Origin of the sequence: Rhodococcus sp. IC4_135 (assembly GCF_011602025.1) — a bacterium.
Classification (GTDB): Bacteria; Actinomycetota; Actinomycetes; order Mycobacteriales; family Mycobacteriaceae; genus Rhodococcus_F; species Rhodococcus_F baikonurensis.
In genome coordinates this window covers 1-21,703 of record NZ_JAAOLG010000028.1, presented here as the reverse complement: position 1 = coordinate 21,703, position 21,703 = coordinate 1, and the positions used below count along the sequence as shown (strand labels likewise).

The 21,703-nt window shown below is 61.6% G+C and carries 26 protein-coding genes, 1 pseudogene and 1 riboswitch; of the genes and pseudogenes, 12 read left to right on the top strand and 15 right to left on the bottom strand.

Annotated features, from left to right (window positions below; all coding sequences use genetic code 11):
• Window positions 1–89 precede the first annotated feature (89 nt).
• Window positions 90–236 (top strand): hypothetical protein, encoded by a 147-nt coding sequence (locus G8767_RS29195; protein WP_166813326.1) that lies wholly within the window; start codon window positions 90–92, stop codon window positions 234–236.
• A 156-nt stretch (window positions 237–392) separates the two neighbouring features.
• Here the strand turns inward: G8767_RS29195 and G8767_RS29190 are convergent, their stop codons facing one another.
• Together G8767_RS29190 and G8767_RS29185 are read right to left on the bottom strand one after the other, a co-directional pair.
• Window positions 393–1,031: a PAS and ANTAR domain-containing protein gene (locus G8767_RS29190; RefSeq protein WP_166813324.1), complete on the bottom strand. Its 639-nt coding sequence runs from the start codon at window positions 1,029–1,031 to the stop codon at window positions 393–395.
• A 144-nt stretch (window positions 1,032–1,175) separates the two neighbouring features.
• Window positions 1,176–2,054 (bottom strand): haloalkane dehalogenase, encoded by an 879-nt coding sequence (locus G8767_RS29185; RefSeq protein WP_166813322.1) that lies wholly within the window; start codon window positions 2,052–2,054, stop codon window positions 1,176–1,178.
• Between the two features lie 63 nt (window positions 2,055–2,117).
• On the opposite strand from G8767_RS29185, the gene G8767_RS29180 reads away from it, so the two are divergent.
• Complete coding sequence (locus tag G8767_RS29180; protein WP_206029898.1) at window positions 2,118–2,576, top strand: MarR family transcriptional regulator; 459 nt, start codon at window positions 2,118–2,120, stop codon at window positions 2,574–2,576.
• A gap of 12 nt (window positions 2,577–2,588) precedes the next feature.
• Here the strand turns inward: G8767_RS29180 and G8767_RS29175 are convergent, their stop codons facing one another.
• Window positions 2,589–3,461: a hypothetical protein gene (locus G8767_RS29175; protein ID WP_166813320.1), complete on the bottom strand. Its 873-nt coding sequence runs from the start codon at window positions 3,459–3,461 to the stop codon at window positions 2,589–2,591.
• A 280-nt stretch (window positions 3,462–3,741) separates the two neighbouring features.
• Here G8767_RS29175 and G8767_RS29170 point away from each other — a divergent pair, with 280 nt between their 5' ends.
• The gene (locus tag G8767_RS29170; protein WP_166813318.1) at window positions 3,742–5,118 is read left to right on the top strand and encodes a wax ester/triacylglycerol synthase family O-acyltransferase; all 1,377 of its coding nucleotides are present in this window, start codon (window positions 3,742–3,744) and stop codon (window positions 5,116–5,118) included.
• Window positions 5,119–5,136: 18 nt separating this feature from the next.
• Here the strand turns inward: G8767_RS29170 and G8767_RS29165 are convergent, their stop codons facing one another.
• The 3 genes from G8767_RS29165 to G8767_RS29155 are packed head-to-tail and all read right to left on the bottom strand — an operon-like array spanning window position 5,137 to window position 7,462.
• Complete coding sequence (locus G8767_RS29165; RefSeq protein WP_166813316.1) at window positions 5,137–5,550, bottom strand: PPOX class F420-dependent oxidoreductase; 414 nt, start codon at window positions 5,548–5,550, stop codon at window positions 5,137–5,139.
• 55 nt (window positions 5,551–5,605) lie between these two features.
• Complete coding sequence (locus G8767_RS29160; protein ID WP_166813314.1) at window positions 5,606–6,472, bottom strand: hypothetical protein; 867 nt, start codon at window positions 6,470–6,472, stop codon at window positions 5,606–5,608.
• A 12-nt stretch (window positions 6,473–6,484) separates the two neighbouring features.
• Entirely contained in the window at window positions 6,485–7,462 is a 978-nt protein-coding gene (locus tag G8767_RS29155) for an HAD family hydrolase (RefSeq protein ID WP_166813312.1), read from the bottom strand.
• Window positions 7,463–7,639: 177 nt separating this feature from the next.
• Between G8767_RS29155 and G8767_RS29150 the strand changes: the two genes are divergently transcribed.
• Window positions 7,640–10,000, top strand: a complete 2,361-nt coding sequence (locus G8767_RS29150; RefSeq protein WP_166813310.1) for an arylsulfatase — start codon at window positions 7,640–7,642, stop codon at window positions 9,998–10,000.
• A gap of 15 nt (window positions 10,001–10,015) precedes the next feature.
• On the opposite strand, the gene G8767_RS29145 is transcribed toward G8767_RS29150, so the two are convergent.
• The 5 genes from G8767_RS29145 to G8767_RS29125 all read right to left on the bottom strand — a co-directional run bounded on the left by G8767_RS29145 (window position 10,016) and on the right by G8767_RS29125 (window position 14,726).
• Window positions 10,016–10,789 carry an ABC transporter ATP-binding protein gene (locus G8767_RS29145; protein WP_166813308.1) on the bottom strand — a complete coding sequence of 258 codons (774 nt, stop codon included), beginning with the start codon at window positions 10,787–10,789 and terminating at the stop codon, window positions 10,016–10,018.
• Window positions 10,786–11,826 (bottom strand): iron chelate uptake ABC transporter family permease subunit, encoded by a 1,041-nt coding sequence (locus G8767_RS29140; RefSeq protein WP_095971315.1) that lies wholly within the window; start codon window positions 11,824–11,826, stop codon window positions 10,786–10,788. The genes G8767_RS29145 and G8767_RS29140 overlap by 4 nt, the downstream gene beginning before the upstream one ends.
• Window positions 11,823–12,575: a class I SAM-dependent methyltransferase gene (locus G8767_RS29135; RefSeq protein WP_166813306.1), complete on the bottom strand. Its 753-nt coding sequence runs from the start codon at window positions 12,573–12,575 to the stop codon at window positions 11,823–11,825. The genes G8767_RS29140 and G8767_RS29135 overlap by 4 nt, the downstream gene beginning before the upstream one ends.
• Window positions 12,576–13,589: an ABC transporter substrate-binding protein gene (locus G8767_RS29130; protein ID WP_166813304.1), complete on the bottom strand. Its 1,014-nt coding sequence runs from the start codon at window positions 13,587–13,589 to the stop codon at window positions 12,576–12,578. It abuts the gene before it with no gap.
• Window positions 13,590–13,646: 57 nt separating this feature from the next.
• A riboswitch (cobalamin riboswitch) is annotated at window positions 13,647–13,828 on the bottom strand.
• 40 nt (window positions 13,829–13,868) lie between these two features.
• Window positions 13,869–14,726 (bottom strand): SIP domain-containing protein, encoded by an 858-nt coding sequence (locus G8767_RS29125; RefSeq protein ID WP_166813302.1) that lies wholly within the window; start codon window positions 14,724–14,726, stop codon window positions 13,869–13,871.
• 157 nt (window positions 14,727–14,883) lie between these two features.
• Between G8767_RS29125 and G8767_RS29120 the strand changes: the two genes are divergently transcribed.
• Together G8767_RS29120 and G8767_RS29115 are read left to right on the top strand one after the other, a co-directional pair.
• Window positions 14,884–15,042 (top strand): hypothetical protein, encoded by a 159-nt coding sequence (locus G8767_RS29120; protein ID WP_166813300.1) that lies wholly within the window; start codon window positions 14,884–14,886, stop codon window positions 15,040–15,042.
• A gap of 163 nt (window positions 15,043–15,205) precedes the next feature.
• On the top strand, window positions 15,206–15,997 hold the full coding sequence (locus tag G8767_RS29115; protein WP_166813298.1) for an SDR family oxidoreductase: 792 nt from the start codon (window positions 15,206–15,208) through the stop codon (window positions 15,995–15,997).
• A 52-nt stretch (window positions 15,998–16,049) separates the two neighbouring features.
• Here the strand turns inward: G8767_RS29115 and G8767_RS29110 are convergent, their stop codons facing one another.
• A complete protein-coding gene (locus tag G8767_RS29110) occupies window positions 16,050–17,405 on the bottom strand; it encodes a DUF1254 domain-containing protein (protein WP_166813367.1) in 1,356 nt (451 codons plus the stop codon).
• A gap of 100 nt (window positions 17,406–17,505) precedes the next feature.
• Here G8767_RS29110 and G8767_RS29105 point away from each other — a divergent pair, with 100 nt between their 5' ends.
• The 4 genes from G8767_RS29105 (at window position 17,506) to G8767_RS29090 (ending at window position 20,062) form a co-directional block, all read left to right on the top strand.
• A complete protein-coding gene (locus tag G8767_RS29105) occupies window positions 17,506–17,907 on the top strand; it encodes a nuclear transport factor 2 family protein (RefSeq protein ID WP_166813296.1) in 402 nt (133 codons plus the stop codon).
• A 164-nt stretch (window positions 17,908–18,071) separates the two neighbouring features.
• Window positions 18,072–18,227, top strand: coding sequence for a DUF6131 family protein (locus tag G8767_RS29100; protein WP_003945564.1), 156 nt, complete (start codon window positions 18,072–18,074; stop codon window positions 18,225–18,227).
• 136 nt (window positions 18,228–18,363) lie between these two features.
• Complete coding sequence (locus tag G8767_RS29095; protein WP_003945539.1) at window positions 18,364–18,840, top strand: hypothetical protein; 477 nt, start codon at window positions 18,364–18,366, stop codon at window positions 18,838–18,840.
• A gap of 64 nt (window positions 18,841–18,904) precedes the next feature.
• Window positions 18,905–20,062, top strand: coding sequence for an AI-2E family transporter (locus G8767_RS29090; protein WP_095971466.1), 1,158 nt, complete (start codon window positions 18,905–18,907; stop codon window positions 20,060–20,062).
• A 7-nt stretch (window positions 20,063–20,069) separates the two neighbouring features.
• On the opposite strand, the gene G8767_RS29085 is transcribed toward G8767_RS29090, so the two are convergent.
• Entirely contained in the window at window positions 20,070–20,285 is a 216-nt protein-coding gene (locus G8767_RS29085) for a hypothetical protein (protein ID WP_095971309.1), read from the bottom strand.
• 188 nt (window positions 20,286–20,473) lie between these two features.
• Between G8767_RS29085 and G8767_RS29080 the strand changes: the two genes are divergently transcribed.
• The gene (locus tag G8767_RS29080; RefSeq protein ID WP_007734706.1) at window positions 20,474–20,743 is read left to right on the top strand and encodes a DUF4235 domain-containing protein; all 270 of its coding nucleotides are present in this window, start codon (window positions 20,474–20,476) and stop codon (window positions 20,741–20,743) included.
• Between the two features lie 22 nt (window positions 20,744–20,765).
• Here G8767_RS29080 and G8767_RS29075 read toward each other — a convergent pair whose 3' ends face one another.
• Window positions 20,766–21,173, bottom strand: coding sequence for a Rid family hydrolase (locus tag G8767_RS29075; protein ID WP_095971308.1), 408 nt, complete (start codon window positions 21,171–21,173; stop codon window positions 20,766–20,768).
• Between the two features lie 111 nt (window positions 21,174–21,284).
• Between G8767_RS29075 and G8767_RS29070 the strand changes: the two genes are divergently transcribed.
• Entirely contained in the window at window positions 21,285–21,500 is a 216-nt protein-coding gene (locus G8767_RS29070) for a BldC family transcriptional regulator (RefSeq protein ID WP_095971307.1), read from the top strand.
• A 71-nt stretch (window positions 21,501–21,571) separates the two neighbouring features.
• Here G8767_RS29070 and G8767_RS29065 read toward each other — a convergent pair.
• Window positions 21,572–21,703, bottom strand: a pseudogene (locus tag G8767_RS29065) (acetyl-CoA C-acyltransferase); the annotation flags it as partial.

Genomic DNA, 21,703 nt, shown 5'->3' with positions numbered 1-21,703 from the left:
GTCCTGAGCGCGTTAGATTGAGATGGAGCTGGGTCCCGGTCTTTGCGCCGGCTCCAGGACCTGGACCACGAGATGATGAGGACAATCGTATGACCGACAAAGACGACAACGACCAGTCGCCCAAGGGTGGGCACCCAGGGCCCGTGGACAAGGGCGGCGACGGCGGAATGGCAACGCGAGAACAAGCACCTGAACTGGTCGAGGACTCCTCCGACAAAAAGTCTGACCAGGAGTAGTTTCCTTTTACCCGGTGTTGGGTAACAACGGGGATAGGCCGCATCGGACCGTCCCGGAATCAATGCGGGCGAGGTTCCTCGAGGTTGAGCAGCCAGCCACGGGAACCGCCTCAAGCAGATCCCTCAACCCTGCAGATCCCTCAACCCATTAGTGATTCAACCCTGCAGCAGCAAGTGATCGAACCGGGTACGCAGAAGCGTCGGGACCCGGAAGTCGTCCAGCGCACGAACGATCAACTGCTCGGCAACATCCCTGAGTTTCACGTTGGTCTCTTGGGAACGCCACACGAGAATATCGAAGGCACGATCGGCTGAAATGCCGTAGATCACCATGAGCATGCCTTTGGCTTGCTCGATGACTCCGCGGGACGTGGCGATTTCGTTGACCAGTTCGTCGACGGATGCCTTCACGGTGCTGTCGAGGGTTTCGGTGACGTCGATGTAGAAGCCGGAGCTACCGATCACATCCCCTGACTCGTCCACGACGCTGTCGCCGACGACGATTACCGAGTGAGTGTCTCCGGCAGTGTCGATGATGCGGTGTCGGCTGCTGAACGGGCCGCCTGAAGTGCGGATGGCATGCAGTGTCTGAGCAACGTGTCTTCGATCGTCCGGATGCTTGTGCGAGAGCATCAATTCCGTCGTCGGAGCTACCTGGTCTGGTTCGTAACCGTGAATTCGCGCAACTTCGGCTGACCACTCCCAACGGTCGCCGTTGCGGTGATAGAGAAACCCACCCACTCGGTGTGGAGCCCCCGATTCGGAAGTCCGCCCCAACCCGTCCTCGTTCACCACACACGCCCCCTCGTTCTCGACCTCGTCCCAACCGGCGTACTCGCCAGATAGTTATATCGGACAAATCCGGCGGAGGTGGTGTCGGTCCCACATTTCGGAGCGAGGTCTGGACGCTAGCTGTGCGGGTCGGTGTCGGTGTCGGTCTTACGTCACTCGTGGGCTGAGACGATGCCGCTGTGTCCATTCGGTGAGCGCCGCGGTGATTGCTCCTGGCTGATCCTCGGGGGCAAGATGCCCGGCGGGACCGCACTGAATCACCTCGAGGTTGGTGATGTTCGATCGGCACCACGCGACTTCGTCTGGTCCGATCATGAGCAGTTCGGCTGGTCCGCAGAAGGTGAGAAGGAGTTTGGGTACCTCGCTGCTTGTGGCAAGCCATTGGCTGTACGCCGACACGCGTGCCGTCACTTCGGCGGGAGTTCCTTCGATGGGGAAGGATCGTGGCCACGCGAGAAGGGGTCGGCGACTCTCGGGTGACGGGTAAGGGGCGCGATAGGCGTCAGCATCTGTTTCGGGTAGAGCTCCGAGAACCGTTCTGTGAAGCGCGATTTCGAGAAAGAAGTTCTCGTCGAGCACCTTCGTTTCGCCGGTGCCCGGGGCCCTCAGCGCCTCAACCCGCGCTCGTGCGTCTCCCGGGAAGTGTTCGTCCCAGGTCATCGGACGGAGGATCGTTTCGAAGAAGGCCACACCTCGGACGCGATCGGGGTGGCGGGCGGCCCAGTCGAGAGCGAGTGCTCCACCCCAGTCGTGCCCGACGAGTACGACGTCGTCGATCTTCATCTCGTCGAACCATGCATCGAGGTAGCGGGCGGAGTCGAGGAAACCGTAGTCGATGGCCGGTTTGCCGGAAGCCCCCATGCCGATGAGGTCCGGAGCGAGTGCATGGCCGAGATTTCCTATGTCTGGCAGTATCTTTCGCCACAAGTGTGACGATGTGGGGTTTCCGTGGATCAGCACGAAGGGGGTGCCTGCGCCGCACGAGTTGTAAGCCATGGTCGAGTCGAGCACGGAAATTGCGGCCATTGCGACTCCTCAAATAGTTTCCATATACTCTATATTGAGATAGTAGCCATGTACTCTATATGCATGCAAGATCGAGAAACATGGACGACTGGCTCGCTGGTGTGGCATCTTGCCTTGCGCTGGCGGGCGGGGGTTGACAGAGCGATTGCGCATCTCGGGTTGACTCACGCCCAGTATTCGGTGCTTGCGTCCCTGCACGGTTTGGTGAGTGTGGGGGAGAGGCCCAGCCAGCGGGAACTCGCCACGCACACAGGGTTGCAGCGAATCTACATATCCAAGCTCGTGCGAGCTTTGGAGAAGGGGGGATTTGTCGTCAGCGAACGCGACGACCGCGATGGGCGCGCCGTTCGCCTCGATCTCAGTGACGAGGGAGGACGAGTCATCGTGCTCGCCAAAGGCATTGTCCGCGAATTGGATGCGGAGAATACTCGCGTGCTGACGGAAGCCGGTGGACGTGAGCTTGCCGAACTTCACCGCGCCCTCGGTGCATTGCTCGACGCCACCGAAGCCGGAGATGAATGAAGTCCGAACTACTTACCTGGCGTTACGTTCGGCGATGACGGCGGCGGGTTCAGGTGAGCCGGCCGACTGGGGCCTGAGGCTGTCGGCGCCGATGTTGTAGACGTCGCTCGTCGTGGTGAGGGAGTTTGACGTGGTGGACGATGGAAGCCCGGCGCGCCAGTTGACGATTGGATTCAGAACGCCGAACGGGCCGCACCCGGACGCTGTCGGGACCGTGAAGGGCTGTCCGGTGTGCCCGGTGTTTCGAACTACTGCAGTATCCGGGAATCCTGGAACCTCTTCGAGGGCGCCGTATTCGGTCACATCCAAGTTGAGCTGGACAGGGTTGTTGTCCGAGCCCAGGTAGCATTTGCCGCCGAGGAGAGGGTTCGCGATCTTCAGTTTGACGGGTAGCTTCACGCCAAGCTGAAATGCATCCACGGTGGGAAGTGCAGACGTCGACTCGACGGTGGCCGAGGCCTTGTTCAGTCCGAAGAGATTGTTGAAGGGTAGATCGATTCCGATTGCGCCGCCTGGGATCTCGATGGGTTCGGCGTAGATCCCTCGACTGTTGTCGTTCGGCGGGACGAATACTTGGTCGAATCCGAATTCGGCCTCCGGATTTTCTCGGTAGGCAACTCCGCCTGCGATGCGCATCGCCCCCGCGGGAATGCCGACCGAGAGCTTGCCGATCTTCATGTTGCCGCCGGTGGCTGTGACGTCCATGCAGGTGCTGGTCTCGGGATTGTCGATCGGACAGGAGCTCCAACCGCCGAATGGAATGTCCGCTGCTGGGGCGGCTCCGGCAATACCTGCTGACAAGGTTCCCGCTGCTGTGACGGTGGCGAGCACAGTTGCGGTGGCGAGCGCGCCGGAAAGCGCACGCGACGTTGGACGTCGGGGCATGTATTTCTCCTTCGGAGACAACCGACCAGTCGGATTTGTGATGATGAGTGACAGTAGCCATGTGTGACTTGGATGTACAGACAATTTGCAACAAATCCGACGAAAGTATTAGTGCGATCGGCTCCGTTACTACCTGTGGTCATGTGCTTTGAAATTTGTTGCAGTGCTCCGTGTCTCATCACTAACTCGCGAATCGCCAATGTGCGAAGTCAGGGCGAGTAACTTTGTCGAACAGCGGCTGATCGGTACTCCGGACAGCTGCCCGAGAGAACGGATCGACATGACGCTGATGCTGCCGCTCGACTCGATGTTCCTGCTGATGGAGTCGCGGGAGCACCCCATGCACGTCGGTGGCCTGTCTCTGTTCGTTCCGCCGGAAGGAGATGACGGCGAATTCGCCAGGTCGCTCTACCGTTCGCTCACCGATGTCGACTCGATTCGCCCCCTGTTCCGCCGCAAGCCGGTGCAGTTCTTGTCGAACTTCGCGCCGGTGCGTTGGACGGAGGACCAGGACGTCGATCTCGAATATCACGTCCGGTTGCTCGCACTGCCCAAACCGGGTCGAGTCCGCGAATTATTGGAGTTGACCTCGATGCTCCACGGCACGCTGCTCGATCGGCATCGGCCGCTGTGGGAGGCGTACGTGATCGAAGGTCTCGCCGACGGCCGAGTTGCCGTGTACATGAAGACGCACCATGCGCTCATGGATGGTGTGTCTGCTGTTCAGGCGTGGTACCGCAGCCTCTCGTCGGATCCGCTCGATCGACATTCGATGCCTCCGTGGGCGCAGCGACCTTCTTCGGGGCGGGTCCGGGCCAATCGCGGGCTGGACCTGCAAAGGCGGGTGGGCTCCGTGATCGAGACCGTGCAAGATGTGGTCGGGGTGGGCCCGGCGATAGTCAACGCGGCTGCCTCGGCAGTGAAGGACCACGTCGCACCGTTGCCGTTTGCTGCTCCGAAATCGATCTTCAACGTCCCGATCACCGGAGCGAGGCGTGTCGCGGCGCAGTCGTGGCCGATCGAGCGCCTGCGCAAGGTCAGCTGCGTTGCAGACGTGACGCTCAACGATGCGGTGTTGGCGGTGTGCGCCGGCGCGTTGCGGCGATACCTGATCGAACTGGATGCGTTGCCGGACAAGCCATTGATCGCGATGGTGCCGGTATCTCTTCGTAAAGGCGAAGAGGGTGAGGCTTCCGGCAATGCCGTAGGTGCGGTGTTGTGTGATCTGGCAACCGAATTGGCGGATCCGGCGGCCCGACTTCAGAGAATTCACGACTCGATGAGTAACGCCAAGTCCCTGATGTCAGGCCTGACGCCCCTTCAGATCACGGCGCTGAGCGCGTTGAACGTTGCCGGTCTCGGGCTACCGCTGATCCCTGGTTCCTCCCGATTGATCACTGGGCGTCCGGTGTTCAACCTGGTGATTTCCAACGTCCCCGGTCCGACGACGACGCGATACTGGAACGGTGCGAAGCTCGAGAGTTGCTATCCGGCATCGATTCCGCTGGACGGGCAGGCAATGAACATCACCGTCATCGGCTACGCGGACACCATGCAGTTCGGGCTCGTCGGCTGCCGCCGCAATGTGCCGCACCTGCAGCGACTCCTGGGCCACCTCGAGGAATCACTGAGTGAACTCGAAGCCGCCGCAGGCTGATCGATTCCATTCGGGCATTCAGACGTCACGTCCGTTCACAACCAACTGGTGGACGTCCAACTCCTTGTCGTCCAGGCCGAAGCTGATGATGCGTTCGGGGTGGATACGGATGATCGGTGCGTCGAGACCATGCGCAGCAGCAGCCGTAGCGTCCAAAGCCTCTGCTCGTCCGCGGATTTCGACGCACCGGACCCGCCATGGGTGTACAGATGCAATGTCGTCCACGACGAAGGCGACCCGCCCGTTCTCCGCGACATTGCGAAACTTACGGCTGCCAGTCATGTTGTAGCCGCTGATGTCGATCGTGGCTGCATCCGGGTTGTAGTGGAACCCGACCGGACTGACTTGCAGCGTTCCATTCGGTTGAACGGTTGCCAGGCGTCCGAGAGTCTGTGTGGCCAGGTAGTCGAGTTCGATACGGGTCATTGTCATGAAACCACGCTAGAACCTGAACAGCTGTAGAGGTCAAGATCTCCGAACGTACAACTCATTCCATCTCGTCGAGGCTCTCTTCTGCCTCTTCGACCCGGCGCTCGGCCTCACGAAGTTCCTCCTCGGATTCCCGAACCGCGACGCCGGCAGCCTTCTCGGTGTTCTCGGCGAACTGTCGTTCCTGTTCTGCGTGTTCGAGATCGGCGCGGAGTTCCTCGATGCGACGGTCGAGGTCGGACAGCTTCGACCTGGCATCCTCGAACTGGGCGGTCTCGGCCTTGACCCGTCGTCGGACCTTCTCGACGCCTGCCCTGGCTTCCTTCAATTCTGCTTCTACCCTGGCACGTTCGGCCTCGACATCCGGAGTCTTCGTCTTCGGAGTCTGCGGTACTTCTGCTGGTTCCTTCGGGGCGTGCTGCTGCGATTTCCCTTTCACCACAGCAAGTCCGGCCGGTCCGAAGCCGCTGTAACTGGCAGCGGTCACAGCTCGTCCGAGTCGGACCAACTCGGCGGTCTCCTCGTCGGCAAGGGCGGCATTGAGAGTCTGCGCGACATCACGTAATGCATCCTCACCGACACTCTTTCCCCGTGAGGCCGCGATCTCACCGGATTTGTGGGCGAGGCTGCGCACCACCTGCTGCCTCTGTGTCGTCAGTTTGCGCAGGTCCGCGCCCGAGAGATGTCGCTGGGCGTCGCGTAACGATTCACCAAGCGCGAGAAGTGCTTCCAGCTCTTCAGGCAGATCGCGCGAAATGAGATTGACCAACCAGCCCACGGTGGTCGGCTTTCGAAGTTTTCCGATAGCCGTGGCCAGTGCGCGGTCGTTGCCCTCCCGCGCAGCCTTCGCACGCTTCGTACGCGCCTCGACGAACTCGCCGGGGTCGAGGCCGTACAGTTCGTCGGCGACATCATCGAGGGTCACGTATTCATACTGTCATTCGGCGGGTGGTTCGAAGACTGTCTTCCAGTCGCTTCTGATACTCACCACGGTCCACCCGTTTGTGCGCGAGGTGTCGAGCGCGTGCTCGGCCCCGTCCACGTAGTCGAACTCGCGTTCCGGATCGTCATGGAGCACGAGAAGGCGAAGTGCCGGAATGTTCGGGTGGTCGGCGAACTTCAACATAGGTACGTCACCGTTGCTGTTTCCGGCCGCGAGAACAGGTCGTCGACCGATTCGGTTCCAGATCTGGACGGGCTTGGCCGGCCCGTCGTCGACGACATCCGTTTGAGGCTGACGAAGGATCGTGCCGCTGTGACCGTCGTCCTTCCACGTCAGAGCCACGCCGCTGCCGATGACGCGATCTCGGGGGATGCCGTAGACCTCCTGGCTGATCGGCCGCATGAAGTCACGTCCGCCGCCGGACACTATGTAATTGGAGAATCCTTTGGCTGCAAGGTAATCGAGCAACTCCACCATGGGCGAATAGCTGCAGTGCAAATATTTGCGATCGAGAGTGGGATGCGAAGCAGTGCGCAGGTAGGTATCGGCGTGGTTCTCGAATTCGTCGACCGTGACTTCGGCGAATGCCGCCAGGACACCGGCCGCGAGCACCTTCAGTGCGCTGTCGTCGCCGCGATAGTGCTTCGAGATCACATCGTTCAACCAGGCGTAGTCCTGTTCGAACGCCGCCTGCCACGGTTGACGGTTGCGAAGAGTCGGATCCTGGTTGGTCATCTCGACGAGGCGGCGCAAGATGAAGTCGAGTTGGATCGGCATCGGTTTCTCACACCACAGGGTTCCGTCGTTGTCGAAGACTGCGATCCTGTCTTCCGGTGCGATTTCGTCCGGACTTCCCTCCGTCGTCGCGCGTTCGACGAATTGCAGGATGGCTTGTTTCGACGTGCCGTCCTGCCAGCTCGGAAGCGGGTCAGGGCTACCGGAGTCGGAGGGTTTGACGAAGTGATTGTTCATGTGGTCTCTGGCTTCCAGTGAGGTGATGACAGACCCGGCACTTTCATACTCGGACTTCCTGCCGAAGATGGCATCGCCCATTTCGGGCGACAGCGCTTCGGTGAGCACAATCGGGGTATGCGATTGACCATGCAGCCGTAGAGGCTGGCATTCAGATCACCTACAAGGAGCCAGGTCATGGCCAACGCATTCAAAGGCGTCGTCAACCTCGATATTCGCGATTCGATTCCCGACTGGAGCCCATACGAGCAGCCGAAGGCTGCCGCCGGCACGCCGAACATTCTCTACATCGTTCTCGACGACGTCGGATTCGGCGCCTTGGGTTGCTACGGGGGACCGATCGAGACGCCGAACATCGACCGCATCGCGGGCAACGGATTGCGGTACGGGCAGTGGCACACCACAGCGCTGTGCTCACCGACGCGATCGTGTCTGCTCACCGGCCGGAACCACACGACCAACGGAATGGCTTGCATCAGTGAGTGCGCGGTCGGTTTTCCCGGCGGGAACGGTCACATCCCTCCCGAATGTGCCACGCTCGCCGAGGTTCTGGTCGAGCAGGGGTTCAGTACCGCGATGGTCGGGAAATGGCACCTCTGCGCCGAAGACGAGATGAATCTTGCTTCCACGAAAAGGAATTGGCCGGTCGGTCGCGGATTCGAGCGGTTCTACGGCTTTCTCGGTGCCGAGACCAATCAGTGGTATCCCGACCTCGTCCACGACAACCACCCCGTCGAACAACCGTCGACGCCGGAAGAGGGATACCACTTCAGTGTCGACATCACAGACCGGGCGCTCGAGTACATCGGTGACGTGAAGTCGATAGCTCCGGAACGGCCGGTATTTCTCTACTACGCCCCCGGGTGCGCACACGCTCCGCATCATGCACCCCGTGAATGGGCCGATCGCTACGCAGGAAGGTTCGACGCGGGGTACGAAGCCATGCGTGATGAGATTCTGGCGAGGCAGAAGGAAATGGGACTCGTCCCGAACGACACGACTCTGCCCTCACTCAACCCGATAGGCACTCCTGACACCCGCACCGGACCTGACGGCGAACCGTTCCCGCCGCTGGATTTCACTCGACCGTGGGACACTCTCTCCGCTGACGAGCAACGACTGTTCTCACGGATGGCGGAGGTGTACGCGGGCTTCCTCTCGCACTGCGACGATCAGATCGGACGCCTGCTCGCATACCTCGAAGAAATCGAGCAGCTCGACAACACGATCATCGTGGTGGTCTCCGACAACGGTGCCAGCGGTGAAGGCGGACCCGACGGATCCGTCAACGAGAACAAGATTGCGAACGGCGTACCCGATGACCTCGCCGAGAACCTGTCAAAGCTGGACGAGTTGGGCAGCACCGAGACATACAATCACTACCCCAACGGGTGGGCGATGGCATTCAACACTCCATTCAAGATGTGGAAGCGGTACTCGTTCAACGGTGGAACCTGCGACCCCTGCATCATCTCGTGGCCGGAAGGCATCGACGCCCGTGGTCAGATTCGAGATCAGTACCACCACGCTATCGACGTCGTCCCGACTCTGCTCGACTGCGTCGGCGTCGACTTGCCCGACACGGTGAAGGGATACACCCAGCACCCGATCCAAGGCGTGAGCATGCGGTACAGCTTCGACGCCGGCAACATCCCCACCGCCAAGCACACCCAGTTCTATTCGATGCTCGGAGGACGAGGGATTTGGCATGACGGCTGGAAGGCCGTCACCACGCACCCGACTCTGAGCGGGTGGGGCCATTTCTCGGAAGACACCTGGGAGCTCTACCACACGGAGGTCGACCGAGCCGAGCTCCGGAACCTTGCGGATGAAGAACCCGGCAGGCTGGCCGAGCTCGTGGGGTTGTGGTTCCACGAGGCCGGTGCCAATCAAGCTCTGCCACTGGACGATCGGTCCGGTGTCGAACTCCTCACCACGCCTCGCCCCCAGCTCGCTCCGCCGCGCAACCGGTACGTCTACCGTCCAGGGGGAGCCGAGGTACCGGAAGCCGTCGCCGTCAACCTTCGTAATCGTTCCTTCTCGATCGGAGCAGTTGTCGACTTGGCCGAACCGGGTGCGGCCGGCGTGCTGTTCTCGCATGGCGGCAGGTTCGGTGGTCATTCGCTGTACGTCAAGGACAACCGACTGCATTACGTGTACAACTTCCTCGGCAGTGAACAACAGAAGATCGATGCCACCGAAGACCTTCCGGTCGGCGAAAACGTGATCTTGGCAGCAACTTTCGACAAGGAAGGTGAGGACCCGCCGGGTACTGCGCACGGGGTGCTCGGTCTCTACTACGGCGACCGGAAAGTCGGTGAGGGCAGAATCCGCACTCAGCCAGGCAAGTTCAGCATCGGCGGCGGCGAAGGGCTCAACGCAGGCCGTGACAGCGGGGAGCCTGTGACCGACGACTACCCGGGTACGTCACCTTGGGCGTTTACCGGTGGAACGCTCAACCGGGTGGCGATCGACGTCAGTGGTGAACCGTACGTCGACCTCGAACGCGAAGCAGTGGCGATGCTCTCGCGTGAATGACAGATCCGAGCGCGTCTAATCCGAGCTGGGTGGAAGGTATCTCACGGTGGGTATGCCGCCGGGGCCGTCCAAGCGGACCTCGGCGTCGACCTGGTAGACCTCGGCTATCAGGTCGGCGGTGAGGACCTGGGTCGGGCTTCCGTGGGCCACGATGGATCCACGGTTCAGCATCACTATCGAATCGCAGAACATGGCGGCCAGATTCAGATCGTGCAAAGCCATGATCGTGGTGGTGGGCAGGCGTCGCACGAGCGCGAGCAATTCGAGTTGGTGGTTGATGTCCAGGTGATTGGTCGGCTCGTCGAGTAGCAGCTCGTGAGGTTCCTGAGCGAGGGCGCGCGCGATCTGGACGCGTTGGCGCTCCCCACCCGAGAGCGTGTGCCACGAACGGTCCAGCATGGCGGCGAGATCGGTGTGTTCGATCGCAGCGCGGACGGCGTCGCGGTCGGAATCCGACTGCCCGCCCCACAGTCCGCGATGCGGTGTGCGTCCGAGTTCGACGACCTCGGCTACCGTCAGGTCGATCTCGGTGTTGCTGTGCTGATCGACGGTGGCAATCCGGCGCGCGACATCGCGGCGTTTCCAGTCAGGCAACGGAGTTCGGTCCAGAGCCACCACACCGGACGTCGGACGGTTCTGCCCGGCAAGCAGTTTCAGCAGTGTCGACTTGCCCGAGCCATTGGGGCCGAGGAGTCCTACCGTGCTTCCGACGATGGGGGACACGTCGAGGTCGTCGACTATGAGCGCCTCGCCGACCCGCCAGCTGACACCGGTTGCTTCGAGTGTCATGGCCTGGCCTTCCGTCTCCAGAGGATGACGGCGAACGCAGGCACACCGACCAGTGCGGTCACCACGCCGGCCGGGAGTTCCTGCGGTGCAATGGCTGTGCGTGCCACAGCGTCGACCCAGACCAGGAAGATGGAGCCGATCAGTGCAGACGCGGGCAGGAGTCGGCGGTGGTTCGACCCGACGAGGGCCCGTGCCGCATGAGGGAGGACGAGGCCCACGAAGCCGATGGCGCCAGCGACGCTCACGATCACCGCGGTCATCAAAGCTGTTGCCAACAAAAGGGTCACGCGCACCCGCCACACGTTCACTCCCAGTGACGCCGCCGCGTCTTCACCGAAGGCGAAGGCGTCGAGTGCGCGGGAGTGAGTCAGACAGACCACGAGGCCGACTGCGACCACCGCAGCGCAGAGCGCGACGTCGAGCCAGTCGGCGCCACCGAGTGAGCCCAGGAGCCAGAACATCACGCCGCGGGTCTGCTCGGGATCGGCCGAGGTGATGACGATGAACGAGGTGAGCGCGGAGAACAGTTGGGTCGCGGCGACACCGGCCAGGATCACCCGATCCGGCGTGCCGCCGGCCGCGTGGGCGAGCAGCAGCACAAGGGCAAAGGAGATCACCGCGCCGATGAAGGCGCCGCTCGACAGTCCGATCACTCCCGAGCCCACTCCGAGGATCACGATCAGTACGGCACCGGTCGAGGCGCCGGACGAGATGCCGAGGACAAACGGATCGGCCAGTGGATTGCGAAGCAGCGACTGCATGATCGCTCCACACAACCCGAGACCGGCACCGCAGAGCGCGGCGAGCAGAGTACGCGGCAGACGGAGATCCCACACGATGCCGTCGCGGATAGGTGTGACGTCCGCCGCGGTACCTCCGAGGTGCCCGACGACGATCGAGGTCACCTCACCGACCGACAGGCCCGCCGGCCCCAACGTGATCGCCACGGCGGCCGACCCGGCCAGCGTGACAACACCGATCACCCACAGCAGGCTGACGGCAGTCGGGTTGTCACGCAGCCGAACTCTTGTCGTCATCTCACGCCGTAGACCACGTAGTCGTCGAACAGTTGCCAGACCGTACCCGACTCCCGGAAACCTGCTTGCGCGAGCGCCGCCAATTGGAAATCGACGGCGGTGGGCGCGGTGGCGTCGCGACCGGCGAATCTGCGCTCACGCTCGTCGGTCAGTGCCCCGATCCCGGGAGTGGCCCGCAACTCGTCCCACCAGCTGTCCCACGCGGGAGCCCCCGCAGCAAAAGCGGAGCGTTGTGTCTGCTCGTCGTGTGCCTTCGCCCACCGTCCGATGACAGGGGAGCGGCCGTCGAAGCGAAAGTGATCACCGTTGAGCAGAACGCCGTCGGGGCTCAGCAGTTCGCGGCACTGCCGGTACACCTCGACGAGCTGCTGCGGTTGCAACCAGTGCAGCGCGGTCGTCGACACGATCGCCTGAACCGGCGCAGTCACCGAAGTCGGCCAATCGGTACTCAGCAGGTCCGCGTCGACCAGCTGCATTCGGTCGCCGAAACGAGTCGACGACTGGCGGGCGACTTCCAGCAACATCGGGTCGTAGTCGATCCCCACAACGCTCGCGTGCCCGAACTTCTCGAGGATCCGGACGCTCAACGAACCAGGTCCGCAGGCCAGGTCGACGACTGTGAACGGAGTGTGCGCATACTGCAATTCGAGAACGTCGAGAATCACGTCGAAGCGCTTCTCGCGATCGGCGATGTATGCCGCCTGCTGGTCGTCCCATTGACGCACCAGTTCGCTGACTTCCGTGGACATCTAGACCACACCCAACCGGCGCAGACCGTCGGAGAGCTGTTCGATGCCACCGACGTTGCGGATCGAGGGATCCATCGTCGTGCCTTCGAGGATGATGTATCGCTTGTTCTTCACTGCGGTGAGCTTGCTGGCTACCGGGTCCGATTCGAGGAACGCGATCTTGGCCGCCGCACTGTCGCCGTCTCCGCCGCGGTCGAGATCAGCGAGCACCAGCACGGTGGGGTCCCGGTCGAGCACACTCTCCCAACCGATTTCGGGCCAGTACTGCTTGTTGTCGTCGAAGGCGTTCTTTGCGCCCACCGCGTCGGTCATGATTCCCGGTGCGCCGCAGCACCCGGCGAAGTACGGGGTCTTCGTGGCTGCGTACCACCACGCCAGTGTCACATTCTCGGCTCCCAGTGACGCCGTGGCGGTGGCCGCGCGATCCTTCAAACTCTCGGTCAGCTCGGCACCTTTGTCCTTGACATCGAACAGTGTTGCCACGTCCCCGATTTCGTCATACAGGTCGTCGAGTGTGAGAGCCTTGTTCTGCTCTGCGTCCTGGCCGGTGCACTCACTGGGTGACTGATATGTCGCGACACCGAGGTCGGTGAACTTGGTCCGGTCGGCGATGCCCTCCGAAGTGAACGTGTAATTGAAAGTCGTGTAAACCATGTCCGGTTCGCGTTCGAGGACACTCTCGAATGACGGGAACTCGGTGTCGAAGGCCTGGACCTGACCGCGCGCCTCACGCAGTTCGGGGAGGACATCGTCATCGCTCATGGCGTAGCCGGCCATCCGGTCCTGCACCCCCAGCGCGAACAGCATCTCGGCGGCAGGCTGATTTACCGCGATCGCTCGTTCGATCGGTCGCTCCACCGTGACGTCTCGGCCACAGTTCTGAACAGTGGCGCCGGATTGTTCGAAAGAGTTGGATTGTTCGGCAGCACTGTCTTCGGAGGAACAGGCAACCAACGATGCACCCAACAGAGCCGCGACGGCAGCGGCGGATACGCGAAGTGTGGACAGACGCATGGAATCTCGTTCTCGCAGGGGCTCGTTCGCGGAGCCCGTTACCGTGTGAACAGGCGCCTGTTGGCCCCTGCTGCCAGCCGGTATTCGGACTCGAGATCACTCCACCCGAGCGCCTTCCCAGATTCTCATCCAGTGGCGTAAGCCCGGGCGGTCACCCTCACCGCTGCGCGTCAGTTCCGGATTCACACCGGATTCCCTGACCCCCTGTGTGGAGGTCTGCTGGCACAGAGGAACTTATCACCGCAGTGCACAGCCGGTCAGGTCGGCCGGTGAGGGCGATCAGATCTCGATCGCCAGGTCGTCGATGTCGGTCAGGGTTCCACCGTCGGCGAGGATGCGCTCGTAGTTCTCGCGCCGGCGGAGGTCGATTTCGGTGTTGCTGACGCCGTGCTTCCAGTATCCGAATATCGCGACGTCGTCTTTGTCGAGTCCGACGGTCGATCGAAAGTGCTTCCGGATTGCGCGCATCTCGTTGCGTTCACCGGCTCCCCACACGACGTAACTCTCGGGATCGGCGAGCTCGCGTGCTCGTGCTGTCAGAGGGCCGTCGGACTCGGCGGGATCGGCGCTCACGCGATGAAATTCCAGGCCGGGGAGGGTGGGAAGTTCGTCGAATGCGACCTCGTCATCTGTTGTGACCCAGCCGATTCCGACGACGTCGGTAGGCAGCTGCTCGATGATCGAGAACAGCGCGGGTATTGCGGTGCCGTCCAGAAAAAGCGCGATACGTCGACCGGGAACTTCGGGGACCAAGAAGTGTGGTCGCGGACCGGTGAGGTCGAAGGTGTCCCCGACGGTCAATGTTGCTGCCCACCTCATCATCGGGCTGGTACGTCCGTGCAGGACCACGTCGATGACGATCGATCCGGCGGCGGAATCGTAGGAACGCACCGTGTAAACGCGCGAAGCGTCGTCGAAGGAAGGCCCGAGATTCATACGTACGGTGACGTTCGGGCGTGACCAGGCCGGATCGTCGGTCGACTCCGTCAAACGAGCCGTGATCCGCAGCAGATGGTCGCTCGGTCGCTCCAGTGCTTCGATGACCGCGCGAACGTCGTTGAGTCCGCGATTGTGGTCAGCGGTGCGTAGGACGGTCGTCGGGGGAGTTGTTGTGCTCGTGGCGTCTGCATGTGTCATCGACTGTTGCTCCTGGATCGGGTTTTCGAGATGCCATCAGGTTAGTACTGCCTAAGTTGACAGATTTGTCCAGAAGTGACATCTGATTACCTGAATGAACTGGCGCAGCGAACAACGCGTTTGAGCGATTTGTCCTCGCACTGCTACCGTGCTCGTGATGTCCATACGCCGCTGTTCTCTCGCTTCCGGCCGTGCACTGCGCACGGCCCGATTCGGCGTAGCGACTTTCCGACGGGGGCGCAAGGCGATCGACCGCCGCCCCTCCGGTCTCGTCTGGATCGAAAGAGCATTGGCCGTACCGGCCGGATCCGTCTGACATTCGCCACTGCGGCGGGCATCGCCTTGCCGTGACTTCGCAGCACCACACCTGTTGCCGTGCTGCGCTTTTCCCGTACCGAAGTTCTGTGTCGGGTGGTTGTGTGTCGGCGCCGCCGAGCCTGGATTACCAACCAACTCGTTTTCGTGAAAGGTACTCAGCAATGAATCGTTTCGAAGGTCGTCGTATTCTCGTCACCGGCGCAGGATCTGGAATCGGGCAGGCCACCGCGCTGCGGTTGCTCGCCGAAGGTGGCCGTGTGGTCGCTGCAGACATCTCCGAGGCGGGTTTGGCGGACACCCGGAAATCGGCCGAACACGCCTTGACGGCCGACCGTCTCGACAACGTCGTCGTCGATATCGGTGACGAGAGTTCCGTCATCAAGGTTGTGGGTCAAGCGATTTCGGCCCTCGGTGGGTTGGATGTACTGGTCAACGCTGCCGGGATACTGCGCGGCGGGCATACCCACGAGACCTCACTGGAGCTGTGGAATCAGGTGATCTCCGTGAACTTGACCGGCACCTTCCTCGTCACGCGTGAGGCATTGCCCGCTCTCCTGGCCACGGGCAACGCAGTAGTGGTGAATTTCAGCTCCACCTCCGCAGCCTTCGCGCACCCGTACATGGCCGCATATGCGGCAAGTAAGGGAGGAATCCAGTCCTTCACTCACGCACTGGCTCTCGAATACGGCAAGCAAGGTCTGCGCGCCGTCGCGGTAGCTCCGGGCAGTGTGAAGAGCGGGATCACCGACACAACGGCGTCGTATCTGCCGGAGGACACCGACTGGTCGCTCTTCGGCAAGCTGTCGCCGATTCTGAGCACTGATCTGGAGTCCGGCGGCGCCCCCATGGCGGGGCCGGAAAGTGTTGCGGGAGTTATCGCGATGCTGGCTTCCGAGGATGGTGCTTTCATCACCGGCACGGAGATCCGGGTCGACGGCGGCACACACGCCTGATTCTGCGTCCGTCTGACGGCCTGCCCCAGGGCAGGCCGTCAGACGCGAGCCGTCATTCTCGCGAGCGAGTGATAGCGGGGACGACGTAGGACTGATCGAGTACGGCGGGCGAAGGCTCGTACATTCTCAGGACCGGTCGGAAGTCTCCGGGCGGGGAGGGGAGCCAGTTCGCCTTCGCTGTGGCATCTTTCGGCTCCTCGTGGCTGATCGTGATCGTCAACGCGCCGTCGGGGTCGTGGACGACACCTGGAGTGCGGTCGCCGATCGAGTATCGGTCGACCGGGTTTGCCACGAGGAAGAAGTCGGGCACCGAGTACATCGTCAACGACCAGAACGCGCTCACCGGTGGAGTGGGGTCGAGTCTGATTGTGTAGGTGTGGGTTCCGTTCAGTTGCTCTCCCTGATCGTCGACGTAGGTCATGATGTACGCCGCTTCGTAGGGATGGTTGCCCCAGAGCCCGCCCTTGGCCGCCGCGGCACGTTCGACGATGCGCAACCTGGGATCGGCGATTTTGAATTGTGGATCGTCGATTGCGCCGACCTCGAAGTAATCGAGGTTGTAGTCGAAAGCGTGGAAGGTGAGCTTCCATCCGTTGACTTCGGGGCTGGAGCCTTTGGTGAGGGCCTCGAGCAAGTTCTTCTCACCGATCCTCAATCCGTCGGCGAGTGCGGCTGCCTCGTCGTCAGTCAGCGAGTCGGCAGACGGTGAGGTGTAGGGCGAGGGTCCGCGCTCGTCGATTCCGATCGCCGAGAACGAATCCTGCAGCTCTCGGTCGCGCGGGGCAGGCGGAAAGGCCTGCGACCAGATGCGGAGTTTCTCGAGGAACAGGAGGTCCTGGCTGACTTCGGAGTCGGGGACCGGGAGACCTGGCGGCGCCCCGGCGGAGTCGACGACGGTCAGGGTGGTGGCGTCCTGCAAGGCGTGCACGGCGGGGAGGTCGTCGTCGCCACCGCACGCCCACCGGCCGACGATTGATGCAACAGTCGTGGGAAATCTGATCACCGTGGTCTGGGCCGCCGGGGTTCCGGTCCAGGTGGGCGGGACGAGAAGGAAGTCTCCGCTCTTGGTGCCGGTGGCACGGTGCCCGACGTAAGCGAAATTGTTCGTCCAGGCGTCGACGAATTGGAGGACGTAGTAACGGCCATCGGTATCGGGGACGTGCAGCGCGACAGGGCCGACCGAGAGGTCGATCTGCGCCATCGAATACACGGTGTCGTTGTTGATCGTGACGAAGGTGTCGGCCGGGCCGGCGAGTGTGCGGGCGTGGCTGAAGGTGTTGAAAGGTGCGGCCGGGTTTGCCCCGACACCGTCGTGAACGTACCGATTGACCTGGTCGAGATTGAAAACGAGGGGAAAGCCGTAGATGTACGCCTGAGCTGCAAGCTCGGTGCGGATGGTGTCGGTCATCGCTGCCCTCTCGTCGTTCACGGCGGTTCGAGGTCCACCTTGCGGGAACCCTGTCGTCGCGGCATCACCCGCAAGGGGTGACGGCGGGGAGGGATTGGACATGTCGGATCAGGAGAAAGCGGCGTTGACAGCGACCGCAGACGAATGGAACGTCGCGATGTGCTCGAACGACGCCGAACGGATCGGCGACTTCATGGCCGACGACTGGGTCATCGTTTCGGAATCGGGGGTCTCGACCAAAGCGGAGTTTCTGGGCTTCGTGGCCTCAGGCGAGCTGACTCATTCGGCGATGGACCGTGTCGGGAACGCTCGCGTGCGCTTCTTCGGTGACGTTGCACTGTTCACCACACGGATCACCAATACTGCGCAATACGACGGCAGGCAGTACGACGCCGACGAGTGGACCACCGACGTGTTCGCCCGGCGAGAAGGTCGCTGGCGCTGCGTGTTGAGCCACATCACGCCGGCGGTCGAGGCGAAGGTCGAGGACGCGGAACCGTGAACGAGAATGCGAAGAAACGCTGATGTTTTAACGTCGAGACTATTGGGTAGTAATACGAGTTCAGTATTTACGACGTCAATTATCGGATTTATAGAATGTGACGTTTTTGTAGTAGCGTCAGATGAGTAGATCATTTTTATACGCATACCGGATGAGGTTCTCACATGATTGTTCTCGGCATTATTCTGGCGTTGATCGGCTTCTTCACGGGGTTGAGTATTCTGACCACCGTCGGCATCATCTTGGTCGTCGTAGGTGCAGTTTTGTCCATCCTCGGTGCTACCGGGCGTGCAGTGGGCGGACGAAAAGTCTGGTATTGATCGATACTGGGCGAGTAGCTGAGAAGGCGGTACTTGGTCTCTTCGGAGATCGAGTACCGCTTTTTCGTTCTTCAATAGCTTTTCGGTGTCTCTACCCGATATCATCACTCTGATCGGCGTCGGGTAAACATGAAGCATGCTTTCTCGAGATCATGACGAAGAGAAATCTGCCGAGAGATTCAGATTCCCTCGCAGATGGAATCAAGTTGACGAATCACGTCGCGGTTTGGTGTTGGCGTGGGTGGCCTTCACGCTGACGTTCGGCGGAGCACGTCTGGTGACGTGGTTGATCCAGATCGACACCAGGGATGTCGGCGACATCAGTGCCGGCGGCACTCATCTGCACCACTACTTGTGGGGAATTCTCCTGTTGGCGGGGGTGGCGATCTTCGGACTCGTCGACCGAAGCCCTCGCGCACGAACATGGATGGGCATCGCGTTGGGCATTGCGCTCGGACTCATCGTCGACGAGGCCGCGTTACTGATCACTCTCGACGACGTCTACTGGCAGAGTGACGGCTGGCCGAGCATCGCCATCGCTGTGTCAATCATCGGAGTTGTGGGAACCGGGCTCGCGCTGACACGAAGTGGAGCGGAGAAGCCTCGAGGTTGATCCGACTACGGCACGGGTACTCACCCTCGAGCCGGGAAGTCGCGCGGATCGTGAGGTGGCTTGGATGGATCCCAATTCCGCGGACACGTCACCCGACCCCGAAAGCGAAGTCCAAGCTCCGGATCCGATGGCGGTGGCCGAACGCGAAGCCGCCGCATTGGCGACGCCCGTCCGGCCGCTGGGTGAACCCGGACCGAGGTTCGATCGTCGTTCACCGTTCTTCATCGGTCTGACCGCCGCTGCCGGAGTTGCCGTGACTTACGCGGTGATCGAAGTGCTGCTTGCGGCGCGAGGCATGCTGATCCTGATCGTGGTGGCCCTGTTTCTCGCGGTGGGCATAGAACCGGTGATCGTCTGGCTGGAGCGGAGAAATTTCCGACGCTGGATCGCGGTCACCGTGGTGCTGTTCGGGATTGCCGTGATGTTGGCGCTGTTTCTCGTTGCTGCGATCACCCCGCTGGTCGAGCAGGGGCGTCAGTTCGCATCGCACGCTCCAGAACTTCTGACGCACATTCGGGACCGGTATCCCATCGTCAGCGACCTCGACGAGAAGTATCACCTCGAGCAGCACCTCACCACGCAACTGGACGGTTCGGGTTCTGCGCTCGCAACGGGTTTGCTCGGTGCCGGGCGGGCGGTGTTCAGCGCAGTCGCCGACGCCGGAATCGTTGCTGTACTGACCACGTACTTCTTGATCGACTATCCACGAATCCGCACGAATCTGTATCGGTTGGTGCCACATTCGCGGCGGCCACGAGCAATCGCCATCGGTGATCAGATACTGGCAGGCGTGGGTGGGTACGTCCTCGGCAATGTTCTGATCTCCGTGATCACCGCAGGATGTACCTTCGCATGGTTGTTGATCTTCGACGTGCCGTACCCGTTGATACTGGCGCTGCTGGTCGCCCTGCTCGATCTGATCCCGATAGTCGGTTCCACGATCGCAGGGGTCATCGTCGCCTTGGTCTCCCTGACAGTCTCTGTCCCAACGGCATTGGCGACAGTTGCGTTCTTCATCGCGTTACGCCTGCTCGAGGACTACCTGCTTGTTCCGAAGATCATCGGGAAGACAGTGGCGGTCCCGGCGCTGGTGACCGTTGTCGCGGTTCTGTTGGGCGGAGCGCTGCTCGGTATTGTCGGTGCGTTGCTGGCGATTCCGGTTGCTGCGGCCCTGCTGCTGCTCGCAAGAGAAACGCTCTTCCCCCGCCTCGACGCTTCTTGACCGGCCTCTATCGGGCGCTTCGCGCGCGACGCCGCGAACCGGGATTCGGCTTGGGGCACATCCGAGTCGGGATGGTTTCCCCTTCGTCGGTGATACGGAATACCGATACTTTCTCGCTGCACCCGTGATTCAGATCGACCGCGTATGCGATTGCGGCGCGATCCGAGACGAAATCTTCCATCACCGTTGTACCGTCCGGTAGTTCGATTCTGTAGTTTTCCATGACTTACACAACCTTCTTTCGCTAAGACGATCCTACCCGGCCCGCGAAGTGGCAAACCCGTGGAACATAACGTGCGACAGTCGACTTCGCGGCGCGCCGGTGCAATGTTTCGACAGTTCGCCTGCGGGGTAGTGAGAGTCGGTCAGCCCGCTCAGGCGGTAGGAATCGAACCATGGAGGATCCGCGCAATGAGCGCAGTATCGAAAGCGATGTACAAGCCACTCTCACTGGCGACGAGCGTCCTCGGCGGCATTTTGGCCGGTGCCGTCTTCCAGCAGGTGTGGAAGCGCATCGGTGACGACAAGAATGCGCCCGAGCCGAAAGACTTGAGCAGGTCGAGCAAGGAAGTCCTGATCGCCGCAGCCCTACAGGGGGCCATCTTCGCTGTTGTGCGAGCCGCAGTCGATCGTGCGGGGGCAAAGGGCTACCAGGCGCTGGCTCACGAAGATCCCCGGTAGGAACGTCCGGTTCGGTTCGAGTTCAGTCGACGACGGCCGCGATGGCCTCGATCTCGACCAACTGATCGTCGTAGCCGAGAACGGTCACGCCCATCAGAGTGCTCGGGGCGTCATGATCGCCGAACGCGTCGCGGACTACCTCCCACGCTGCAACGAGGTCTTCTTGACTGCTCGACGCCACCAGAACGCGGGTGTTGATCACATCGGTGATCGACGCGCCGGCGTCCGAGAGAGCTGTTCTCAGGTTGTCGACGGCCTTGGCTGCTTGCCCCGCGTAATCGCCGACGGCGGCAGTAGAGCCGTCCTCGTTCAACGGGCAAGATCCTGCGAGGAAGATCAGTCTGGCTTCGGTGGGAGCCGTTGCTGCATAAGCATATTCAGCGACCAAAGAGAGTGATGTGGAACGGATCAGAGTTACCGACTTCGACATAGTTTCCCCAAGGAATAGTAAAGTTTTGCAGCCAGTCTTTCACAGCGCACCTGGGGTAGCCAATTCGTTATCGGACCCGTCCATCCGGGCTGCGGCTACGAATGCCTGTCAATGAGCCGAGAAGAAGAGCACACAGCGCCAGTCGACGAGTGGCTGACGACCAAACAGGTTGCGGCACTGTTCCACGTCGACCGGACGACGGTATCGAGATGGGCGAGGGAGGGCAAAGTCGGAACGCTGAGAACGCTTGGCGGACATCGGAGATACCGACGGTCGGAGATCGAGAAGTTGTTGCGTAACCGCTCGACGACACTCGATCCGACGTGACTCCGGCGTGAAGCAGACAGGTCGCCGAGCACGATGAGGGCTCGGCGACCTGTCTGGTCAGCAGGAACTGATTACACCTTGGGGACGCGGATGATGAGTGCGTCGCCTTGTCCGCCGCCGCCGCAGAGTGCGGCTGCGCCGATGCCGCCGCCGCGGCGTTGCAGTTCGAGGGCGAGGTGCAGGGCGATGCGGGCGCCGGACAT

Bases quoted from the DNA above. Each gene is read 5' to 3' on its own strand.
- G8767_RS29195 (WP_166813326.1), top strand. From the start codon at position 90: ATGACCGACAAAGACGACAACGACCAGTCGCCCAAGGGTGGGCACCCA.
- G8767_RS29185 (WP_166813322.1), bottom strand. From the start codon at position 2,054: ATGGCCGCAATTTCCGTGCTCGACTCGACCATGGCTTACAACTCGTGC.
- G8767_RS29180 (WP_206029898.1), top strand. From the start codon at position 2,118: ATGCAAGATCGAGAAACATGGACGACTGGCTCGCTGGTGTGGCATCTT.
- G8767_RS29175 (WP_166813320.1), bottom strand. From the start codon at position 3,461: ATGCCCCGACGTCCAACGTCGCGTGCGCTTTCCGGCGCGCTCGCCACC.
- G8767_RS29170 (WP_166813318.1), top strand. From the start codon at position 3,742: ATGACGCTGATGCTGCCGCTCGACTCGATGTTCCTGCTGATGGAGTCG.
- G8767_RS29165 (WP_166813316.1), bottom strand. From the start codon at position 5,550: ATGACAATGACCCGTATCGAACTCGACTACCTGGCCACACAGACTCTC.
- G8767_RS29155 (WP_166813312.1), bottom strand. From the start codon at position 7,462: ATGAACAATCACTTCGTCAAACCCTCCGACTCCGGTAGCCCTGACCCG.
- G8767_RS29150 (WP_166813310.1), top strand. From the start codon at position 7,640: ATGGCCAACGCATTCAAAGGCGTCGTCAACCTCGATATTCGCGATTCG.
- G8767_RS29145 (WP_166813308.1), bottom strand. From the start codon at position 10,789: ATGACACTCGAAGCAACCGGTGTCAGCTGGCGGGTCGGCGAGGCGCTC.
- G8767_RS29140 (WP_095971315.1), bottom strand. From the start codon at position 11,826: ATGACGACAAGAGTTCGGCTGCGTGACAACCCGACTGCCGTCAGCCTG.
- G8767_RS29135 (WP_166813306.1), bottom strand. From the start codon at position 12,575: ATGTCCACGGAAGTCAGCGAACTGGTGCGTCAATGGGACGACCAGCAG.
- G8767_RS29130 (WP_166813304.1), bottom strand. From the start codon at position 13,589: ATGCGTCTGTCCACACTTCGCGTATCCGCCGCTGCCGTCGCGGCTCTG.
- G8767_RS29125 (WP_166813302.1), bottom strand. From the start codon at position 14,726: ATGACACATGCAGACGCCACGAGCACAACAACTCCCCCGACGACCGTC.
- G8767_RS29120 (WP_166813300.1), top strand. From the start codon at position 14,884: ATGTCCATACGCCGCTGTTCTCTCGCTTCCGGCCGTGCACTGCGCACG.
- G8767_RS29115 (WP_166813298.1), top strand. From the start codon at position 15,206: ATGAATCGTTTCGAAGGTCGTCGTATTCTCGTCACCGGCGCAGGATCT.
- G8767_RS29110 (WP_166813367.1), bottom strand. From the start codon at position 17,405: ATGACCGACACCATCCGCACCGAGCTTGCAGCTCAGGCGTACATCTAC.
- G8767_RS29105 (WP_166813296.1), top strand. From the start codon at position 17,506: ATGTCGGATCAGGAGAAAGCGGCGTTGACAGCGACCGCAGACGAATGG.
- G8767_RS29100 (WP_003945564.1), top strand. From the start codon at position 18,072: ATGATTGTTCTCGGCATTATTCTGGCGTTGATCGGCTTCTTCACGGGG.
- G8767_RS29095 (WP_003945539.1), top strand. From the start codon at position 18,364: ATGCTTTCTCGAGATCATGACGAAGAGAAATCTGCCGAGAGATTCAGA.
- G8767_RS29090 (WP_095971466.1), top strand. From the start codon at position 18,905: ATGGATCCCAATTCCGCGGACACGTCACCCGACCCCGAAAGCGAAGTC.
- G8767_RS29085 (WP_095971309.1), bottom strand. From the start codon at position 20,285: ATGGAAAACTACAGAATCGAACTACCGGACGGTACAACGGTGATGGAA.
- G8767_RS29080 (WP_007734706.1), top strand. From the start codon at position 20,474: ATGAGCGCAGTATCGAAAGCGATGTACAAGCCACTCTCACTGGCGACG.
- G8767_RS29075 (WP_095971308.1), bottom strand. From the start codon at position 21,173: ATGTCGAAGTCGGTAACTCTGATCCGTTCCACATCACTCTCTTTGGTC.
- G8767_RS29070 (WP_095971307.1), top strand. From the start codon at position 21,285: ATGAGCCGAGAAGAAGAGCACACAGCGCCAGTCGACGAGTGGCTGACG.